The following is a 16,743-nucleotide window of genomic DNA, read 5'->3' as shown; positions in this document are numbered from 1 at the left end:
ATGACTGACCTGCCCCAAACAATGAAAGCTGCCATCCTGAAACACGGCGGGTACTCGGCCACTTCGACCGGACCGGTTATCGAGGATGCAGCAGACTGGCTTGAAGCAGCAGAGCTGCCCGTTCCCAATCCCGGCCCCGGTCAGGTTTTGATCCGCCTGCGCGCGTCGTCGGTCAATCCATCCGACCTCCACTTCATCAAGGGTGAATACGGTCAGCCGCGCGTCAAAGGTGCCGCGGCCGGTTTCGAAGGCTGTGGCGACGTCGTTGCAACCGGAAAAGGTGCCGAGGCGCTGAAGGGACAGCGTGTCGCTTTCGTGGCCGCAGGTTCCGGTGCCTGGGCGGAATACATCGTGACGCAGATGCAAATGTGTATTCCCTTGCGTCCGGATATTTCAGATGATGACGGGGCCGCGCAAATCGTCAACCCTCTCACCGCGATGGCGATGGTGGATATGGCAAGGGAAGACGGCGATGCATTTGTGATATCCGCAGCGTCCAGTCAACTGGGAAAACTGATGTGCAGCCTCGGGCGTGATCTGGGGTTGAAACCCATCGCGCTGGTGCGTCGGGCCGAGACAGTCGATATGCTGAAAAGTCTTGGAGCAGCCGAAGTGCTTGTGACGTCCGATTCAGAAATCGTCGAGAAGTTTGCCGCGATAAGCGCCACGCTGAAACCTCGGGTCTTCCTTGATGCGTTGACGGATCAACTGTCCGAGAAACTGTTCTGCACCATGCCCAACCGGGCGCGCTGGGTCAGCTACGGCAAACTTTCGACCGAAGCGCCAACGCTTTCTCAGACCGGCCAGCTGATCTTCATGGGGAAACGGATCGAAGGTTTCTGGCTGACGCAATGGATGATGTCGACACCGCCCGCTGACCAGATGCGGGTTGTGGCCGAAGTTCAGGCCCGCTTTGCCGATGATCGCTGGAAAACGGATGTTTCCGAACACCTTACACTCGAAAATCTTGTGTCGAATCTTGCCGATGCGCTGAAAAAGAGTGACGGAAAGGTGATTATCACCCCATAGTAGAACTCACCTGCGTTGCCGGAGGATACACGCGGGCGGAAGAAGACGCTGGAAAACCGGTGGAGGGAGGACAGTGTGGATAATGCGCAGCTGCTGATTAGCGGGCTGGCGAACGGGTGTGTCTACGGCCTGATCGCGCTTGGCTTTGTATTGATCTACAAGGCAACCGAAGCGGTGAACTTTGCGCAGGGCGATTTCATGATGCTGGGCGCATTTGTGACCATTGGCCTGACAAATACCGAATATATGGGATTGCCGTTCTGGCTCGCTCTGCCTGTTTCATTGGGAATCATGGGGGCGCTCGGTTATCTTCTGGATCGCCTGATCATTCGCCGCCTGTTTGGTGAAAGCCAGACCGCCGTTGTCATACTGACCATTGCTTTGGGCTTTGTGATCCGTTTCATTGCCGGTCTGATCTGGGGGCACGAGCCGCAAACGCTGCAAAACCCGCTTGCGGGCAAAGAAGTGCGTATGGGCGGTCTTGTACTGGGGATGGAAGATGTCGCGATAATCATCGTCACGGTGCTGCTGACATGGTCGCTCTATGTTTTCTTCAGCCGCACCAAACTGGGGCTGGCGATGCAGGGCGCCTCGCAAAACCAGCTGGCAGCTTATTACATGGGCATTCCCGTCAGGCGTGTTCAAGGATGGGTCTGGGCTTTGGCCGGAGGCGTTGCGGGAATTGCCGGAATTCTCTTTGCTGCAAAAGGTGCTGTGGATCCGACAACCGGATTGCTGGGTATCAAGGCGTTTGCCGCCGCCGTTATCGGCGGGTTCGGCAGTTTGCCGGGTGCATTGGCCGGAGGGCTGATTGTCGGTGTTATCGAACCCTTCGCCAGCCGGTACATTGCGGCAGGTTACAGCCAGGTCGCGCCATACGCTTTGCTGCTTGCCGTCCTGATCTTCCGACCAAACGGGCTGTTCAGTCAGGTCCGGGTCAAGAAGGTCTGAGCTATGCGGATCGTTTTCAAAACCGACTACATGCAGGATATTCGCCCCTGGAAAGACGGGTTCCACCTGCGCCTCTACCTGCTTCTTCTGTTTGTCGTCGCGGCCGCGCCTTTCGCGCTCGACGATTTCTATCTGGGTGAACTGACAAACGTTCTGATCTGGGCCATCGCTGGTCTGGGTCTGATGATCCTGACCGGACATACAGGGCAAGTCAGTTTGGGCCATGCGGCCTTTCTGGCCTTTGGCTGTTACGCCAACGTGGCCCTGATTGAGGCAGGCGTGCCATTTCTGGTCGCGTTTTCGCTGGCCGGAATTCTGACCGGGATCGCGGGTGTGACCGTCGCAGTCCCTGCCCTGAGGCTTCACGGTATCTACCTGGCGATCTTTACCATGGCGCTGTCCATCCTGATGGATGACATCATTGTTCTGTCCGAGCCGATCACTGGTGGTGTCGCGGGTAAATATATCGGCGGGGTCGAGGTCTTTGGCCTTACGGTTGACCGCTGGGGGACGCCTGATCTTTTTTTCTGGCTGGTTCTGTCTGTCACCATTCTGGTCACGTTGGGTTACGTAAACCTGCTGCGTGCCCCTTTGGGACGCAGCTTCATTGCCGTGCGCGACTCCGAGGTTTCGGCGCAGGCAATGGGTATCGATATCGCGCGAACAAAGATGATTTCATTTGCCCTGTCCTGTGCGGTTACAGGTTGGGCCGGCGCGTTAATGGGGCTGTTTGCCGGTGCGTTTAACAACGAAACCTTCAGCGTCCTGATCTCGATCCAATTGCTGATGATGATCGTTATTGGCGGGCTGGGTTCGATCCACGGCGCGTTTCTGGGCGCGATTGTGATTGGGTTTTTGCCGCAGTTTCTATCGATTTCAAAGGAATATGTCGGCGCGATCATCGGCGGAAACACCGTTGCCGTTCCGGGGCTGGAGTTCGGCATCTTTGGCATGATCCTGATCGGCTTCATCCTTTTCGAACCCATGGGCATCTATGGCCGTTGGCTGAAAATCCGCACCTGGTTCGAACTGTTTCCTTTCTATCGCAAGGACATGTTCAAACGGCAGAAAACTTATCTCAAGACGGAGCGTCTGAGATGAGCTTGCTGGAATTTGAAAACGTTACCCTGAAATTTGGTGGTCTGACGGCCGTGGACAATTTGTCCTTCGAGGTTCAGAAGGGCGAAGTTTTTGCCATAGTCGGGCCGAATGGCGCGGGCAAATCGACGGTCTTCAACCTGATCTCGCGCTTTTACGAACCGTTTTCAGGGTCGATTAGGTTTGATGGTCACGATCTGCTTCAGGTCAAACCGTCTGGCGTGGCGGCCTTTGGTGTGGCGAGAACCTTCCAGAACATCGAGCTCTTCGAACACGCAACTGTCCTGCAAAACCTTTTGGTCGGACGACACAGGCATCGGACTACGAACCTGATTTCGGAACTTTTGTTCACCCCTGCAGTTCGACGGCAAGAGCTGGAGAACCGGGAAAAAGTTGAAAAAATCATCGATTTCCTCGACTTGCAGGCCTATCGCGACAAGTTGATTTCCGGGCTGCCTTACGGCGTGCGCAAAGTGGTCGAAGTTGCACGTGCCCTGGCGACCGATCCCAAGTTGCTGCTGCTGGATGAACCGGCCTCGGGACTGTCAGTGGAAGAGACGACCGATATGCGTTGGTGGATCGACGATATCCGGCGGCAAATGGGCATTACCGTGCTGATGGTCGAACACGACATGGGATTGGTATCGGGCGTGTCCGACCGGGTCCTGGCCATGGCAGATGGGGCAAAGCTGGCCCTCGGGCCACCGGCAGACGTGCAATCGCACCCGGCCGTGATCGAGGCCTATCTGGGGAAAGCCTCATGAACGCTCCGATCTTGCAAGTCCGCAATATCGAAAGTTTCTATGGCCCAATCATGGCCATTCGGGGCGTTTCGCTGGATGTTCACGAAGGAAAAATCGTGTCGATCCTTGGCGCAAACGGCGCGGGCAAGACCACCTTGATGAAAACCATCTCTGGCGTGATGGACCCGGAAAAGGGAACGATCACCTTTGACGGCGGTGACATTCAGGGCTGGGAACCGCACAAGGTTGTCCAGCGCGGGGTGGTTCACATCCCGGAAGGGCGCGAAGTTTTTCCACTTCTGACGGTTGATGATAACCTGAGCCTCGGCGCCTACACCCGCAAAGACAAAGACCAGATCGAACAGGATCGTGAGCTGGTCTTTCGTTATTTTCCGGTTCTGAAAAGCCGTCGGTCGCAAGAGGCCGGAACCCTTTCGGGTGGGCAGCAACAGATGCTGGCCATAGGGCGCGGATTGATGGCCAGACCTCGTATCATGTTGCTGGATGAGCCGTCTTTGGGCCTGTCCCCTCTGCTGGTACAAGAGATCTTCGGCATTCTCAAGCGCTTGAACGAAGAGCAGAATATGACGATGTTGCTGGTTGAACAGAATGCCAATGCGGCGCTGGAACTGGCGCATCACGGCTATGTCATGGAGGTGGGTCGCATCGTCATGGACGGTGCCGCGGACGCGCTTTTGCAATCCGAGGATATTCAAAGCTTCTATCTTGGAAAACAGGAAGAAGGTGCACGCGAAAGCCGCCGCTGGAAGCGGAAAAAGACGTGGAGGTAAAACGGATGGACGCCACGCCCCTACCCCCTCAGGTCGTGATAAACAGCGTTCAGTTCAACGCAACAGCAGGACAGCGCCCGGTACGAGTTGATGGCTGCATCACCATTGCCGAGTTGTTCCAAAGCCGATGTGCCGAATTGGGCAGCCGAACGGCGCATCGCGAAAAGGACCTGGGTATCTGGAAATCCTATTCCTGGGCCGATTACTGGCAGCATGCCAAATGGATCGGGCTGGCCTTGCGCAAGCTGGGACTGGAACGCGGCGATGTGGTTTCAATCCTGTCCGAAGATCGCAAGGAATGGGCTTGGCTCGACATGGGTATTCAGGGTGTTGGCGGTATCGCTTCTGGCGTCTACACGACGGATTCTGCCAGTCAGTTGCAGTATCTGATCAACGACAGCGGCAGCCGGTTTCTGATTGTCGAGGACGAAGAGCATCTGGACAAGTTTCTGGGAATTGAGACCGAGGTTCCCGATCTGATCAAGGTGATCATCCTCGAGGACGAAGGGCTGCATGACCTGAACCATCCGCGCTGCATGATGATCGACGAGCTGTTCGCCTTGGGCCACAAGGCCGAGTTGGCCGAGCCCGGGCGCTTCGAAGCGGAAATTGCATTGGCCAAACCGCAGGACACTGCCTTGCTGGTCTATACGTCGGGCACAACCGGTCAGCCGAAAGGCGCAATGCTTAGCCATGAAAATATTCTGGCGGCCATCGAATCCGCGGCACGGGCGCTGCCAGCGCTGCCCAGCGATGAACAGCTGTGTTTCCTGCCTCTATGTCACATTCTGGAACGTAATGTCTCGGTCTATTTTCCATTGGCGGCCCGCTGCACAGTCAATTTTGCCGAAAGCCCTGAAACTGTTTTTGCAAACCTCCAGGAGATTTCGCCGACAACCTTCACAGCGGTGCCAAGGGTTTGGGAAAAGATCTACTCACATGTCCAGATCCTAACACAGGAAGCCACGCCTTTGGGGCGGCTGGCATTCGGTTTGGCATTGAAAGCTGGTGCGCGCCGTGCCGGATATCTGAGCGCAGGCCAACCAGTTCCATCCGGCGTCGCCACCAGATTCTGGTTCTGGGATCAGCTGGTTTTGAAAAACCTGCGCCGGATGCTGGGTCTGGACAAACTGCGACGAGGCGGAACAGGTGCCGCCCCAATCTCGACTGATCTGCTGAAATGGTACTGGTCCATCGGCGTGCCGTTGGTGGAAGGGTTCGGGATGACCGAAACTTCGGGCCTTGCCACGCTCAACACCACAGACAGCAATAAGATCGGAACCATAGGCAAAGCCGTCGAAGGCTGCGACATCCGTATCTCGGGCGATGGCGAAATCCAACTGAAGGGCCTGAACATTTTTCAGGGATATTGGCGCAACAACGCGAAAACCGCAGAAACCTTTACCGCCGACGGCTGGCTGCGTACCGGTGATATGGGGTCAATAGATAAGGATGGCTATGTCACCATTACGGGCCGCCTTAAGGATATCATCATCACCGCAGGTGGTAAGAACATCACCCCAGCCGAGATCGAAAGCCGCCTTAAGTTCAGTCATTATGTCGCGGATGCAATCATCATCGGGGACAGGCGCAAATTTCTGACGGCACTGATCATGATTGATCAGGAAAATGTCGAAAAATACGCGCAGGGCCATAAAATCCCCTTCTCGAATTTTGCCTCGCTATGCGCAGCACCGGAAATCAGGCAGTTGATCAGTTCGGAAATTGCCGCTGTGAATGCAGAATTTGCGCGGGTCGAGCAGATCAAGGATTTCCGTCTGATTGATGTCCTGCTGACCGCTGAAGACGACGAGCTTACAGCCACGATGAAGCTGAAACGCGGATTGGTTGAAAAGAAACACGGGCATCTGATCGAAGACATGTACACTTGACCAAAAGATTAACGGGAGGAAAGAGATGAAGAAATTACGCAACAGGCTGGCGGCTGCATCACTGCTGACAGCATCGGCAACACTTGGTTGGGCGCAAACACAGGGCGTGACCGATGATGAGATTGTCATTGGTTCGGTCAACGACCTGAGCGGGATTTTCGCCGCGGTGGGTGTCCCGGCAACCAAAGGTGCAAATGTTGTCTTTGATCGGGTGAATGCGGCTGGCGGCGTGCACGGGCGCAAAATTCGTTACGTGGTCGAAGACAATGGCTATCAGATGCCGCGAGCCATGCAGGGCTATAACAAACTGCTGAATCGCGACAAGGTATTTGCCATGTTGCAGTCGCTTGGAACGCCGATGAACATGGCAGGATTCAAGCTGTTGGATCCCAAAGGCATTCCCAACGTGGCGCCACTTACTGCTGCGCGTCAGATGTTGCAGGAACCCATGCGGAACAAGTTCACCTCCTTCTCGACCTATTTCGATCAGGCGCGTGTTGGTGTGAACTATCTGTCAGGCGAGTTTGGATCAAAGACGGTCTGCACCATGTACCTGCCGACAGATTTTGGTGAGGAAATTCTAGAAGGCAGCAAGGCCGGAGCCGAAGAGGCCGGGATAACTTTTGGATCAGAAACCACCCATAAACCGGATGAAACGGACTTTGTCGGATCGCTGAGCAAGCTCAAGGAAGAGGGTTGCGATATCGTCACCATGGCGCTTGGGGTGCGGCAGGCGATCACCGTCGTGGGCACCGCAAAGAAAATGGGCCTGACTGATATGAAATTTCTCGGCACCTCGGCCAGTTTCCTAACGGTCGTGGCGCAGGTGCCTGGTGGCGTGACTGATGGATTCTACGCGGCAGCTTCGTGGCAGGATCTTTGGGCGCGTGCGGATCAACCTGCCCCGGCCGCATTTATCGAGGAATACAAGGCAGCCACGGGCGAAGATCCGGTCGGATTTGCCATGCTGGGTTATTCGGCGGCTGAGATGATGGTCAAGGCGTTAGAAGCCGCAGGCCCCGATCTGACGCAGGACAGTTTCATCGCAGCGATGGAAACGCTGGATTATCAGGACGATCTGGTTGGCAACCACATCACCTATGGTCCTGAGGATCATCAGGGCGCGGATACTGTGTTCGTCAACGTTGTTGAAAACGGTGCGTGGAAACTCGTTCACGAAGAATGAATCCCTGACCCGCGCAAAGCAAAAGGGCTCGCAAGTGCGAGCCCTTTCTTTTTGGTATTCCCGGCGAATTAACGCTTCGAGAACTGGAACGAACGGCGGGCTTTGCGCTTACCGAATTTCTTACGTTCCACAACGCGGCTGTCGCGGGTCAGGAAGCCAGCGGCTTTCAGTGCGCCACGCAGGTTCGGATCATAGAGTTGCAGCGCTTTCGAGATGCCGTGCTTAACCGCACCGGCCTGACCGGTCAGGCCACCGCCTTTGACGGTTGCAACAACGTCGAATTCACCTTCTACGCCGGCAACCTGGAACGGCTGGCGCAGGATCAGCTGCAGAACGGGGCGTGCAAAATAGACGTCCTGATCTTTGCCGTTCACGGTGACCTTGCCGGAACCCGGCTTGATCCAGACGCGGGCAACAGCGTCTTTACGCTTGCCGGTGGCATAGGAGCGGCCCAGCTCGTCACGTACGGGTTCACGCACGATGACTTCTTCGGCCACGGTTTCAACGCCTGCGACGGCGCTCAGCTCTTCGAGAGTATTGATCTGATCAACCATCGGTCATTAGCTCCGGGTGTTTTTCTTGTTCATGGACTTGACGTCCAGAACTTCGGGGGCCTGGGCCTCGTGCGGGTGCTCGGCACCGGCATAGATACGCAGGTTGGTCATCTGCTGGCGCGACAGGCGGTTGCCTGGCAGCATGCGCTTGACGGCCTGGAAGACCACGCGCTCGGGGTGCGCACCTTCCAAAATTTGCTGTTTGGTGCGCGACTTGATACCGCCCGGGTGGCCAGTGTGCCAGTAGAAGTTTTCTTCGCGCTTCTTGCCGGTCATCTGGATTTTGTCAGCGTTGATCACGATGACGTTGTCGCCCATGTCCATGTTCGGGGTGAACGACGCTTTGTGCTTGCCACGTAGGCGCATGGCGACGATCGAAGCAAGGCGGCCCAGAACAACGCCTTCGGCGTCGATCAGGATCCACTTCTTGTCGATGTCTGCAGGTGTTGCAGAAAAGGTTTTCATGGCAGGATAGTCCTGTTTGATGTGAAAGACCGCCCCAGCGGAGCGGCCCGAATTCGATGGACGGGTTTTATGAGGTGCCTGCACGCAGGTCAAGCAACACTTGTCTTATTTATATACGTAAAAACAAAGGCTTAAAAAATAGGTACTATTTTACCCCATATTCAAACGCTGATTTGTTCAGGCGGATTGTCCAATAGAACGCGCAGGCGTTGCATCGCGTCCTCGAACCGTTCCAGCGACACATGGCCATTCATGGCAATACGTACCGCGTTCGGCGCGCGCCCATCGCGCAGCGCGAATTCGTCGGCGGATCGGAGCTGTATCCCTTCCCGCTCGGCCGCGCGACTGAATGCAGCCGACCGCCAGCCAGACGGAAGGCTCAGCCAGACAAAGGGAACGTCCGGGGCCCAGTTCAGATCAAACCCACCCAGGGTATTGACGGCAACGCGTAGATAATCCCCCATCCGCGTGCGCACATCCTTGGCGATCTGACGCGTACGCGGATCGGACAGCAGAAGGCGGGTCAATTCCGCCAAGGGTTGGGCCAATCCGAAATATCCGTATTCAGCGGACCGGCGCAGATCCACACTTTTTTCTCTGGGGGCGATAGCAAAACCCACACGCAATGCCGGTGTCAGAATCTTTGAGATTGATGACACGTGCCATCCCCGTTCAGGCGCCAGCGCCCGAAAGCTGGGCTCTCGGGCATCGCCCATGCGATAGCAGTCATCTTCAATGATCTGCAAATCAAAGCGACGGGCAATCTCAACGATCTCTTTCCTCCGCTCCAACGGTGTGTGTGCGCCCGTTGGGTTTTGAACTTCTGGAGACACGCAGACGGCCTGCGCTGTCGTGTGGCGCAGAACATGTTCTAACGCTGCCGGATCGACACCCCATCTGTCCATCTTCACACCGACCACTTCCGCGCGCATCAGTTCGCCTGCGCGACGGAACCCGGCATAAGACAGGTCCTCGACCAGTACGACAGGTTTGGGCCCGCGCAGGATCGTCTGAAACACAACGCAAAGCCCGTTCTGGCCACCATGTGTCAACACAATATCATCATGGGTCAGTGCACCCAGCGGAAGATCTGACAACCAGTCCACAACCGCCTGTCGCACGGGCTGGTACGCATCGCGCGTCGGGTAATTCAGAAACAAACCCGGATCGGCTTGCGACACTTTTTTCAGACATTCACGGATCAGGGACACCTGCCCCATATCCGCCAACCTTGGGCTGAACAGGCTTACATTGGCATTGTACTTGTCGTCGCGAAGATGCAGTTGCCGCGCCCAAACGTCGTCAAGAATGGGCGATTTCGGCGGCGCAACAAATGTACCACGTCCGACTTCGGCTTGTAACAACCCCTCATCTGTCAGGATTGTATAGGCGCGCGCGACTGTACCAGGTGTTATTTGCAGACGATACGCCAGTTCGCGCACCGGAGGGAGTTTGACACCGACTTCCAAAGATTTGTTATCTATGGCTTTTCGAATTGTGTCAGCAACCAGAGTGTATTTCGGTCCTTTAGATTTTGACAGCGCCTCTGGCCAAATTGTATCCATTACAATTCTTCCTTTGCTTTTGACACAATTTAGAATGTATCAGTCATGTGTACCAAGTACAGCTAATTTGTGTCAATACAATTTGAAAGGAATTCCGAGATGACACGCACAATGCACACCCCCGCCCTTCTGCTGCTGACCGACAGCCCCCGGCTGCCTCTGGCCGCTGCACTGGCCGTGCGGTTTGCGGCAGCGGTCACTCAATGGGAGCGTCGTCGCCGCAGCCGCGTCAATCTTAGTTATCTGGATGACCGCTTGCTGAAAGACGTCGGTCTGACCCGTCATGATGCGCGCCGCGAAGTAAAGCGCCATTTTTGGCAGATTTAACTGATCCCCAGTCCCATTATTGGGACCTCTTCCTGGGCCGGGGCTTGTCCCCGGTCTTTTTATCCGAATTTCGCGGCTGCAGACCCTGCAGGTGGCAGGGAATAGGTCATCGTCGCTCTGGCAACTGGGTCTTCTGCGCCATCGGAATACATAAGCACGTCACCGACGGCCAAAGTCCGGCCCAGTTTCAGCAGGCGACATTTGGCGATCATGTCCGTGTTGCCTTCTGGTTTGCGCAAAAAATCCAGGGAACTGTTCGTTGTGACCGCCAGGGATTGACGCCCTTTTCGCGCCAGAACCATTGCGTATACACAAACATCGGCCAACCCAAACATGGATGGCCCCGAAACCGTGCCCCCCGGCCGCAAATGCTGATCCTGCACAACAAGGCGCATGGTGATTGTATCTTCGGTCAGGTCCTCGACGACAAAGTCTTTGTGCACCTGCGGGAAAACCTGCTTAAGGTATTGTGACAGTTCGTCCCGGTTCAATGCCAAAGCCATGCTTTCCCTCCTGCTCATACCGACCTAGAGTTGGCCCAACATGGGATCGGAGGGCAAGATGGCAATTCTGGAACGTAACGACACTGGCGCTGTTGCGCGGCTTACAATGAACGCCCCAGAGCGGCTGAACGCGCTGAGTGACGAGATGCTGTCGGCGTTTCAGGCTGAACTGGACACGTTGCGTGAAGACACGTCGATCCGGGCAGTGATCCTGGCGGGTCAGGGCAAGGCTTTTTGCGCCGGTCACGACCTGAAACAGATGACGGCCGGACGCCAGTCCGAAGATGGCGGCAAAGCTTATTTCAATGACCTGTTTTCGCGCTGCGCGAAAGTGATGATGTCAATCCAGTCCCTGCCCCAGCCCGTCATCGCACAGGTCCACGGCATTGCAACCGCCGCCGGGTGTCAGTTGGTGGCCACCTGTGACATGGCCGTCGCCGCCGAAGACACGCGGTTTGGAGTGAACGGGGTTAATATCGGCTTATTCTGCTCCACCCCAATGGTGGCCCTCAGCCGCAATATCCCCAGAAAGCAGGCATTTGAGATGCTGACAACAGGAGACTTCATATCAGCTGAACGTGCTGCCGATTTGGGTTTGGTCAACCGCGTTGTCCCCGAGACGCGGCTTGAACACGAAGCCAATGCGCTTGCAGAACAGGTTGCCTCCAAGCTGGGAGTCGCTGTCAAAATCGGTAAAGAGGCTTTTTATCAACAGCTTCTGATGCCGCTGGATCAGGCCTATGCCTATACCGGCGACGTAATGGCGCAAAACATGCTGTACCGGGATACAGAAGAAGGCATTTCAGCTTTTATCGAAAAACGTCCCCCAAATTGGTCCCAATAATGCAATTGTTTTGCACATTTTTTGCCACTGTTTTGAATTTTGCACTTTTCAAAAGGGCGACACTGTGGCAAAGCTGGGTCGAGGCCAAGGCCTCAGGACACTTTTGGGTCGCCGTGGGCGGAAGGTCCCTCCAGCTGGTCTCTCTCACCAGCGCTGACAATCCCGCAGCGGCGACCCCAAGACCCCTTCCATAAAATTCGCGAAACCGCTTTGCCTCAGTTGCGCCCGATTGTGGTCTGCCCTATGTGGCATCGCATGACACAAGTTTTGCATATTGTAGGCGGTGGCATGGCCGGATCAGAAGCGGCCTGGCAAGCTGCTGAAATGGGTGTGGGTGTTGTGATCCACGAAATGCGTCCGACCATCGGCACCTTTGCACATCAGACCGGCAATCTGGCGGAAATGGTGTGTTCGAACTCGTTCCGCTCGGATGATGATGAGCAGAATGCCGTGGGCCTGCTGCATTGGGAAATGCGCGCCGCCAATGGGTTGATCATGACAACGGCCGATGAACACCGCCTGCCAGCCGGTGGCGCGCTGGCTGTGGATCGTGACCCGTTTGCAGAAAGTGTGACCGCAAAACTTCGCACCCACCCGCGTGTGACGGTAACCGACGAAGAAGTGACGACCCTGCCCGACGAAGGCCAGTGGATCTTTGCGACCGGTCCCCTGACGTCACCCACGCTGGGTCATTCCATCCAGGCCGAGACAGGGTCTGACGCACTTGCCTTTTTCGACGCCATCGCACCGATCGTCTATGCCGAGAGCATCGACATGAGCAAAGCGTGGATGCAATCACGCTACGACAAGGGCGAGACCGAAGAAGAACGCACAGCCTATCTGAACTGTCCGATGGACCGGGACCAGTACGAAGCCTTCATAGACGCGCTTCTGGCAGCAGATAAAACCGTATTTCACGAAGGAGAGACAGCAGGTTACTTCGACGGCTGTCTACCTATCGAGGTTATGGCCGAACGCGGTCGCGAAACGCTGCGCCATGGTCCGATGAAACCGGTCGGGCTGACCAACCCGCATGAGCCCGACGTGAAACCACATGCAGTGGTGCAGTTGCGCCGCGATAACGCATTGGGCACCTTGTTCAACATCGTGGGTTTTCAGACCAAGATGAAATATGGTGCCCAGACCGACGTGTTCCGTATGATCCCTGGCTTGGAAAATGCCAGCTTTGCCCGGTTGGGCGGCATTCACCGCAATACGTTCATCAACTCTCCCACGCTTTTGGATTCGCAAATGCGGTTGAAATCCAAACCCAACATCCGCTTTGCCGGACAGATCACGGGCGTCGAAGGCTATGTAGAAAGCGCCGCGATGGGGTTGCTGGCTGGTCGGCTTGCCGCCGCTCAGATTTTGGGGCGTGACCTGCCAACCGTTCCGCAAGACAGCGCAATGGGTGCTTTGATCCATCACATTACGGGCGGTGCCGAGGCCAAGACCTTTCAGCCGATGAACGTGAATTTCGGTCTGTTTCGCCCCGTGGATGGCCTGAAAGGCGGGCGTCGGGGTCGTAAAGACCGGTACAAGGCCTATACCGATCGGGCCAAAGCTGAATGGAGTAACTGGTTGGAACATTGCTGACTAGACGCTTAATGCGGTCTCGGCCTAGCATGCTGGAATGAACGACACGTTTTTGAACAGCACATACAATCTCGGCACGCCTGAAGCGACTGAAGCGCACTATCAGAACTGGGCTGCGACCTATGAAAAGGAAGTTGGTGAACACGGTTACGCCACGCCGGGCCGTGTAGCAGCGGCTTTGTGGTCTTTCGCACCGAAGCCTCAGACACCTATTCTGGACTACGGCTGCGGCACCGGGTTGTCAGGGCTTGCCCTGCGCGCAGTTGGCTTTGAGGTCATCGATGGGATGGATCCAACAGAGAACATGCTTCAGGAAGCCGCCAGCAAAGGCGTTTACCGAGCATTGACCGGATTCGATATCGCCAAACCCGCGCCGTTGAAGCGTGGGGAGTACACGATGATCACAGCCATAGGAGTGATCGGAAAAGGTGCTGCCCCGCCCGAGACACTGGATTTGCTGATGCACGCACTGCCCAAGGGTGGTTTGCTTGGCTTTTCGCTGAACGATCATGCGTTGGCGGACCATAAATTCACTTGCCGTCTGACGGATTGGGTCGACATGGGGGCAGCACGTTTGTTATTTCGTGAACACGGTCCCCACCTGCCTGGTATCAACCTTAACTCTGACGTGTATGTATTAGAAAAAGCGTGACTCTTGTAACGCGCTTTGCGCCATCTCCAACAGGCCCCCTTCACCTTGGGCACGCGTATTCTGCGTTGGTTGCCAGCGATAGGGCCGCTTCTGAAAGCGGCCGGTTCTTGCTGCGAATTGAGGATATCGATCGATCCCGCTCACGACAGCTATGGGAGGATCAGATATACAGCGACCTCAGATGGCTGGGGCTGACATGGCCTGAACCCGTAATGCGCCAATCGGATCGTATGTACGTTTACCATAAGGCGCTGGACCAGCTATGGGCGCAGGGGCTTTTGTATCCGTGCACGTGTAATCGCAAAGATATCGCAGCAGCAGCCAGTGCGCCGCAGGAAGGCGCACCCATGCTTGGACCCGACGGGCTTGTTTATCCCGGGACCTGTCGAAAAAGGTTTGCTGGCAAAGATTTATCGAACCTTCCTCGTCCAACTCAGGACCCCTTGCGATTGGACGTGGTCAAGGCGTGTCAGGCGGTCCGCAACCCGGACAGGTACCAATTTCTTGAGTTGGGATCGGGTCCGGGCGGCGAAACCGGCATTATCACTTTCACGCCTGATGAGTTGGTCACCACCATAGGTGATGTAGTTCTGTCCCGCCGCGACATGGGGACGTCGTATCACTTGTCCGTTGTGCTTGACGATGCTGCTCAGGGCGTAACACAGGTGGTTCGAGGGAGGGACTTGTTCGAAGCAACCCGCATCCACGTTCTTTTGCAGGCGTTGTTGAACCTGCCGACACCCGAGTATTTCCATCATGATCTGATCCGCGATGATGCAGGCAAACGGCTGGCCAAACGCGACGATGCCCGCGCAATTGCAAAGTACCGGGCCGAAGGGGCCAGCCCAAATGACATACGCCGAATGGTTGGGCTTTGACCCCTATTCCATTGGCGCCATCAGTTCAGTTTCGTCCCCATCCCGAACGGCGGTAAAAAAACAGGTTCGTCGGTTGGTATGACAGGCTGCTCCGGTTTGACGGACAAGAACCAATAGGCAGTCCCGGTCGCAATCGATCCGGAAATCCACCAATTCCTGCACATGGCCCGAGGTTTCGCCCTTGATCCAGAAAGCCTGCCGCGAGCGTGACCAATAGGTCACCCGCCCGGTTTCGAGGGTCTTTTCAACCGCCTGTACATTCATCCAGGCCATCATCAGAACCTCGCCTGATGTTTCATCCTGCGCAATCGCCGGGATCAGACCCGCCTCATTAAATCTCAAAGTAGAGGGATCAAACACGACTGGGTCAGACATCTCAAAAACCTTTTGCAACCGGTGGGCTGGCCACTATGTATGGGTAACACACGACGAGGGAAAGCCATGAGCGGCGAGAACGACCTGATTAAGCTGTACTCCGGGCGCATTCTGGCGCTTGCTGCGGATATTCCGCATCTTGAGCGACTGGAAGATCCCGATGCAACCGTCAAGAAACGCTCACCTTTATGCGGATCGACTGTAACTGTGGACATCAAGGTTCGCGATGGTCAGATCAGTGCCTTTGGTCAGGACGTCAAAGCCTGCGCTTTGGGGCAAGCGTCCGCCTCGGTCGTTGGGGACGCGATAATTGGCGCGTCGCGGGCGCAGGTCGAAGCTGCGCGCGATCAGTTGGCGGCCATGCTCAAGACTGGTGGCCCTGCACCCGATGCGCCGTTTGACGGCCTTGAGGTGCTTATGCCCGCACGGGATTATAAAAACCGCCACGCGTCGATCCTGCTGGTTCTTGATGCCACGGCTGAGGCCATGGCGAAGGCTGAACAGGCAAACTGCGCCTGATTATAGCTATTTGGCGGAAACCCGTTTACCCTCTGCCAAGATTTCAGGAGGGATGGGTTTGAATAATTTGCTCGAGCATTTCGTGACGCTTTGGGTCGTTATCGACCCGATTGGAACAATTCCCGTTTTCATCGCCGTTACTGCGGGATTGGACGCGGCAGGCCGGCGGCGGACAGCGCTGTTAGCAGCCGTGATAAGTGCTGCCGTATTGCTGTTCTTCCTTGTATTTGGTCAGGTGCTGATCGAAGCGCTGGATATCGGGTTGAATTCTTTTCAGGTCGCTGGCGGCATTATCCTGTTTCTGTTTGCCCTGACGATGATCTTTGGTGAAAGCAAACAAGAGGTCGAACAACGGCAAGCCGAAGAAGATCGTGAAGACGCGTATCACCAGCAGAACCCGGCGATTTTCCCGCTTGCCGTGCCTTCACTGGCATCCCCCGGCGCAATGCTGGCAATTGTTATCCTAACTGACAACCACCGTTACAGCATCGCGGATCAGGGTATCACAGCGCTTGTCATGCTTTCCGTATTGCTGGTTGCGTTTGTACTGATGCTTTTGGCCGAGCCCATCATCCGGCTGATCGGTCATTCAGGCGCGGCAATCATCAGCCGTGTCATGGGGATGATTTTAGCCTCGGTTGCTGCCAACTCAGTCCTGTCCGCGCTGTTGGAGATCTTCAAAACCGGCCAATTGTAAAAAAAGCCGCCGCGCTTTCCGGGCGAAAGGGCGGCGGCAGGTATTGCGTGTCTCGTGTGGGGTCCGTTGTACCGCGCG

Annotated in this window: 19 protein-coding genes; 14 read left to right on the top strand and 5 right to left on the bottom strand. The window is 55.9% G+C overall.

The window, feature by feature from the left end:
- The 7 genes from ACR0D9_RS04510 (at position 1) to ACR0D9_RS04480 (ending at position 7,690) form a co-directional block, all read left to right on the top strand.
- Complete coding sequence (locus ACR0D9_RS04510) at positions 1 to 1,029, top strand: alcohol dehydrogenase catalytic domain-containing protein (protein ID WP_480537848.1); 1,029 nt, start codon at positions 1 to 3, stop codon at positions 1,027 to 1,029.
- A gap of 75 nt (positions 1,030 to 1,104) precedes the next feature.
- Complete coding sequence (locus ACR0D9_RS04505) at positions 1,105 to 1,980, top strand: branched-chain amino acid ABC transporter permease (RefSeq protein WP_480537846.1); 876 nt, start codon at positions 1,105 to 1,107, stop codon at positions 1,978 to 1,980.
- A 3-nt stretch (positions 1,981 to 1,983) separates the two neighbouring features.
- Positions 1,984 to 3,081 carry a branched-chain amino acid ABC transporter permease gene (locus ACR0D9_RS04500; protein WP_480537844.1) on the top strand — a complete coding sequence of 366 codons (1,098 nt, stop codon included), beginning with the start codon at positions 1,984 to 1,986 and terminating at the stop codon, positions 3,079 to 3,081.
- The gene (locus tag ACR0D9_RS04495; RefSeq protein ID WP_480537842.1) at positions 3,078 to 3,842 is read left to right on the top strand and encodes an ABC transporter ATP-binding protein; all 765 of its coding nucleotides are present in this window, start codon (positions 3,078 to 3,080) and stop codon (positions 3,840 to 3,842) included. The genes ACR0D9_RS04500 and ACR0D9_RS04495 overlap by 4 nt, the downstream gene beginning before the upstream one ends.
- Complete coding sequence (locus ACR0D9_RS04490; RefSeq protein ID WP_480537840.1) at positions 3,839 to 4,612, top strand: ABC transporter ATP-binding protein; 774 nt, start codon at positions 3,839 to 3,841, stop codon at positions 4,610 to 4,612. Before ACR0D9_RS04495 ends, ACR0D9_RS04490 begins: the two co-directional genes overlap by 4 nt.
- Positions 4,613 to 4,617: 5 nt before the next feature.
- Positions 4,618 to 6,504 carry an AMP-dependent synthetase/ligase gene (locus ACR0D9_RS04485; protein ID WP_480537839.1) on the top strand — a complete coding sequence of 629 codons (1,887 nt, stop codon included), beginning with the start codon at positions 4,618 to 4,620 and terminating at the stop codon, positions 6,502 to 6,504.
- Between the two features lie 25 nt (positions 6,505 to 6,529).
- On the top strand, positions 6,530 to 7,690 hold the full coding sequence (locus tag ACR0D9_RS04480; RefSeq protein ID WP_480537837.1) for an ABC transporter substrate-binding protein: 1,161 nt from the start codon (positions 6,530 to 6,532) through the stop codon (positions 7,688 to 7,690).
- A 68-nt stretch (positions 7,691 to 7,758) separates the two neighbouring features.
- On the opposite strand, the gene rpsI is transcribed toward ACR0D9_RS04480, so the two are convergent.
- The 3 genes from rpsI to ACR0D9_RS04465 form a co-directional block, all read right to left on the bottom strand.
- Entirely contained in the window at positions 7,759 to 8,244 is a 486-nt protein-coding gene (gene rpsI / locus ACR0D9_RS04475) for a 30S ribosomal protein S9 (RefSeq protein ID WP_209503959.1), read from the bottom strand.
- 6 nt (positions 8,245 to 8,250) lie between these two features.
- Positions 8,251 to 8,709 (bottom strand): 50S ribosomal protein L13, encoded by a 459-nt coding sequence (gene rplM, locus ACR0D9_RS04470; RefSeq protein WP_209503960.1) that lies wholly within the window; start codon positions 8,707 to 8,709, stop codon positions 8,251 to 8,253.
- Between the two features lie 161 nt (positions 8,710 to 8,870).
- Positions 8,871 to 10,274, bottom strand: a complete 1,404-nt coding sequence (locus ACR0D9_RS04465) for an aminotransferase-like domain-containing protein (RefSeq protein ID WP_480485678.1) — start codon at positions 10,272 to 10,274, stop codon at positions 8,871 to 8,873.
- 99 nt (positions 10,275 to 10,373) lie between these two features.
- Between ACR0D9_RS04465 and ACR0D9_RS04460 the strand changes: the two genes are divergently transcribed.
- Positions 10,374 to 10,601 carry a DUF1127 domain-containing protein gene (locus ACR0D9_RS04460; RefSeq protein WP_480472702.1) on the top strand — a complete coding sequence of 76 codons (228 nt, stop codon included), beginning with the start codon at positions 10,374 to 10,376 and terminating at the stop codon, positions 10,599 to 10,601.
- A gap of 59 nt (positions 10,602 to 10,660) precedes the next feature.
- On the opposite strand, the gene ACR0D9_RS04455 is transcribed toward ACR0D9_RS04460, so the two are convergent.
- The gene (locus ACR0D9_RS04455; RefSeq protein WP_480480994.1) at positions 10,661 to 11,104 is read right to left on the bottom strand and encodes a PaaI family thioesterase; all 444 of its coding nucleotides are present in this window, start codon (positions 11,102 to 11,104) and stop codon (positions 10,661 to 10,663) included.
- A 58-nt stretch (positions 11,105 to 11,162) separates the two neighbouring features.
- On the opposite strand from ACR0D9_RS04455, the gene ACR0D9_RS04450 reads away from it, so the two are divergent.
- The 4 genes from ACR0D9_RS04450 to gluQRS all read left to right on the top strand — a co-directional run bounded on the left by ACR0D9_RS04450 (position 11,163) and on the right by gluQRS (position 15,074).
- On the top strand, positions 11,163 to 11,948 hold the full coding sequence (locus tag ACR0D9_RS04450; protein WP_480480996.1) for an enoyl-CoA hydratase: 786 nt from the start codon (positions 11,163 to 11,165) through the stop codon (positions 11,946 to 11,948).
- Between the two features lie 255 nt (positions 11,949 to 12,203).
- Entirely contained in the window at positions 12,204 to 13,544 is a 1,341-nt protein-coding gene (gene trmFO / locus ACR0D9_RS04445; protein WP_480537835.1) for a methylenetetrahydrofolate--tRNA-(uracil(54)-C(5))-methyltransferase (FADH(2)-oxidizing) TrmFO, read from the top strand.
- Between the two features lie 37 nt (positions 13,545 to 13,581).
- Positions 13,582 to 14,196, top strand: a complete 615-nt coding sequence (locus ACR0D9_RS04440) for a class I SAM-dependent DNA methyltransferase (protein ID WP_480481000.1) — start codon at positions 13,582 to 13,584, stop codon at positions 14,194 to 14,196.
- Entirely contained in the window at positions 14,193 to 15,074 is an 882-nt protein-coding gene (gene gluQRS / locus ACR0D9_RS04435; RefSeq protein ID WP_480537833.1) for a tRNA glutamyl-Q(34) synthetase GluQRS, read from the top strand. The genes ACR0D9_RS04440 and gluQRS overlap by 4 nt, the downstream gene beginning before the upstream one ends.
- A 3-nt stretch (positions 15,075 to 15,077) precedes the next feature.
- On the opposite strand, the gene hisI is transcribed toward gluQRS, so the two are convergent.
- Positions 15,078 to 15,467, bottom strand: coding sequence for a phosphoribosyl-AMP cyclohydrolase (hisI, locus tag ACR0D9_RS04430; protein WP_480537831.1), 390 nt, complete (start codon positions 15,465 to 15,467; stop codon positions 15,078 to 15,080).
- Between the two features lie 48 nt (positions 15,468 to 15,515).
- Here hisI and ACR0D9_RS04425 point away from each other — a divergent pair, with 48 nt between their 5' ends.
- Positions 15,516 to 15,968 (top strand): iron-sulfur cluster assembly scaffold protein, encoded by a 453-nt coding sequence (locus ACR0D9_RS04425; protein ID WP_480537829.1) that lies wholly within the window; start codon positions 15,516 to 15,518, stop codon positions 15,966 to 15,968.
- 58 nt (positions 15,969 to 16,026) lie between these two features.
- The gene (locus ACR0D9_RS04420) at positions 16,027 to 16,665 is read left to right on the top strand and encodes a MarC family protein (RefSeq protein WP_209596212.1); all 639 of its coding nucleotides are present in this window, start codon (positions 16,027 to 16,029) and stop codon (positions 16,663 to 16,665) included.
- Positions 16,666 to 16,743 lie beyond the last annotated feature (78 nt).

The sequence above is a fragment of the Ruegeria sp. AK11 genome (assembly GCF_056541095.1).
Note: the sequence above shows the minus strand (reverse complement) of the source record. Positions and strands in the feature narration are given on the sequence as shown.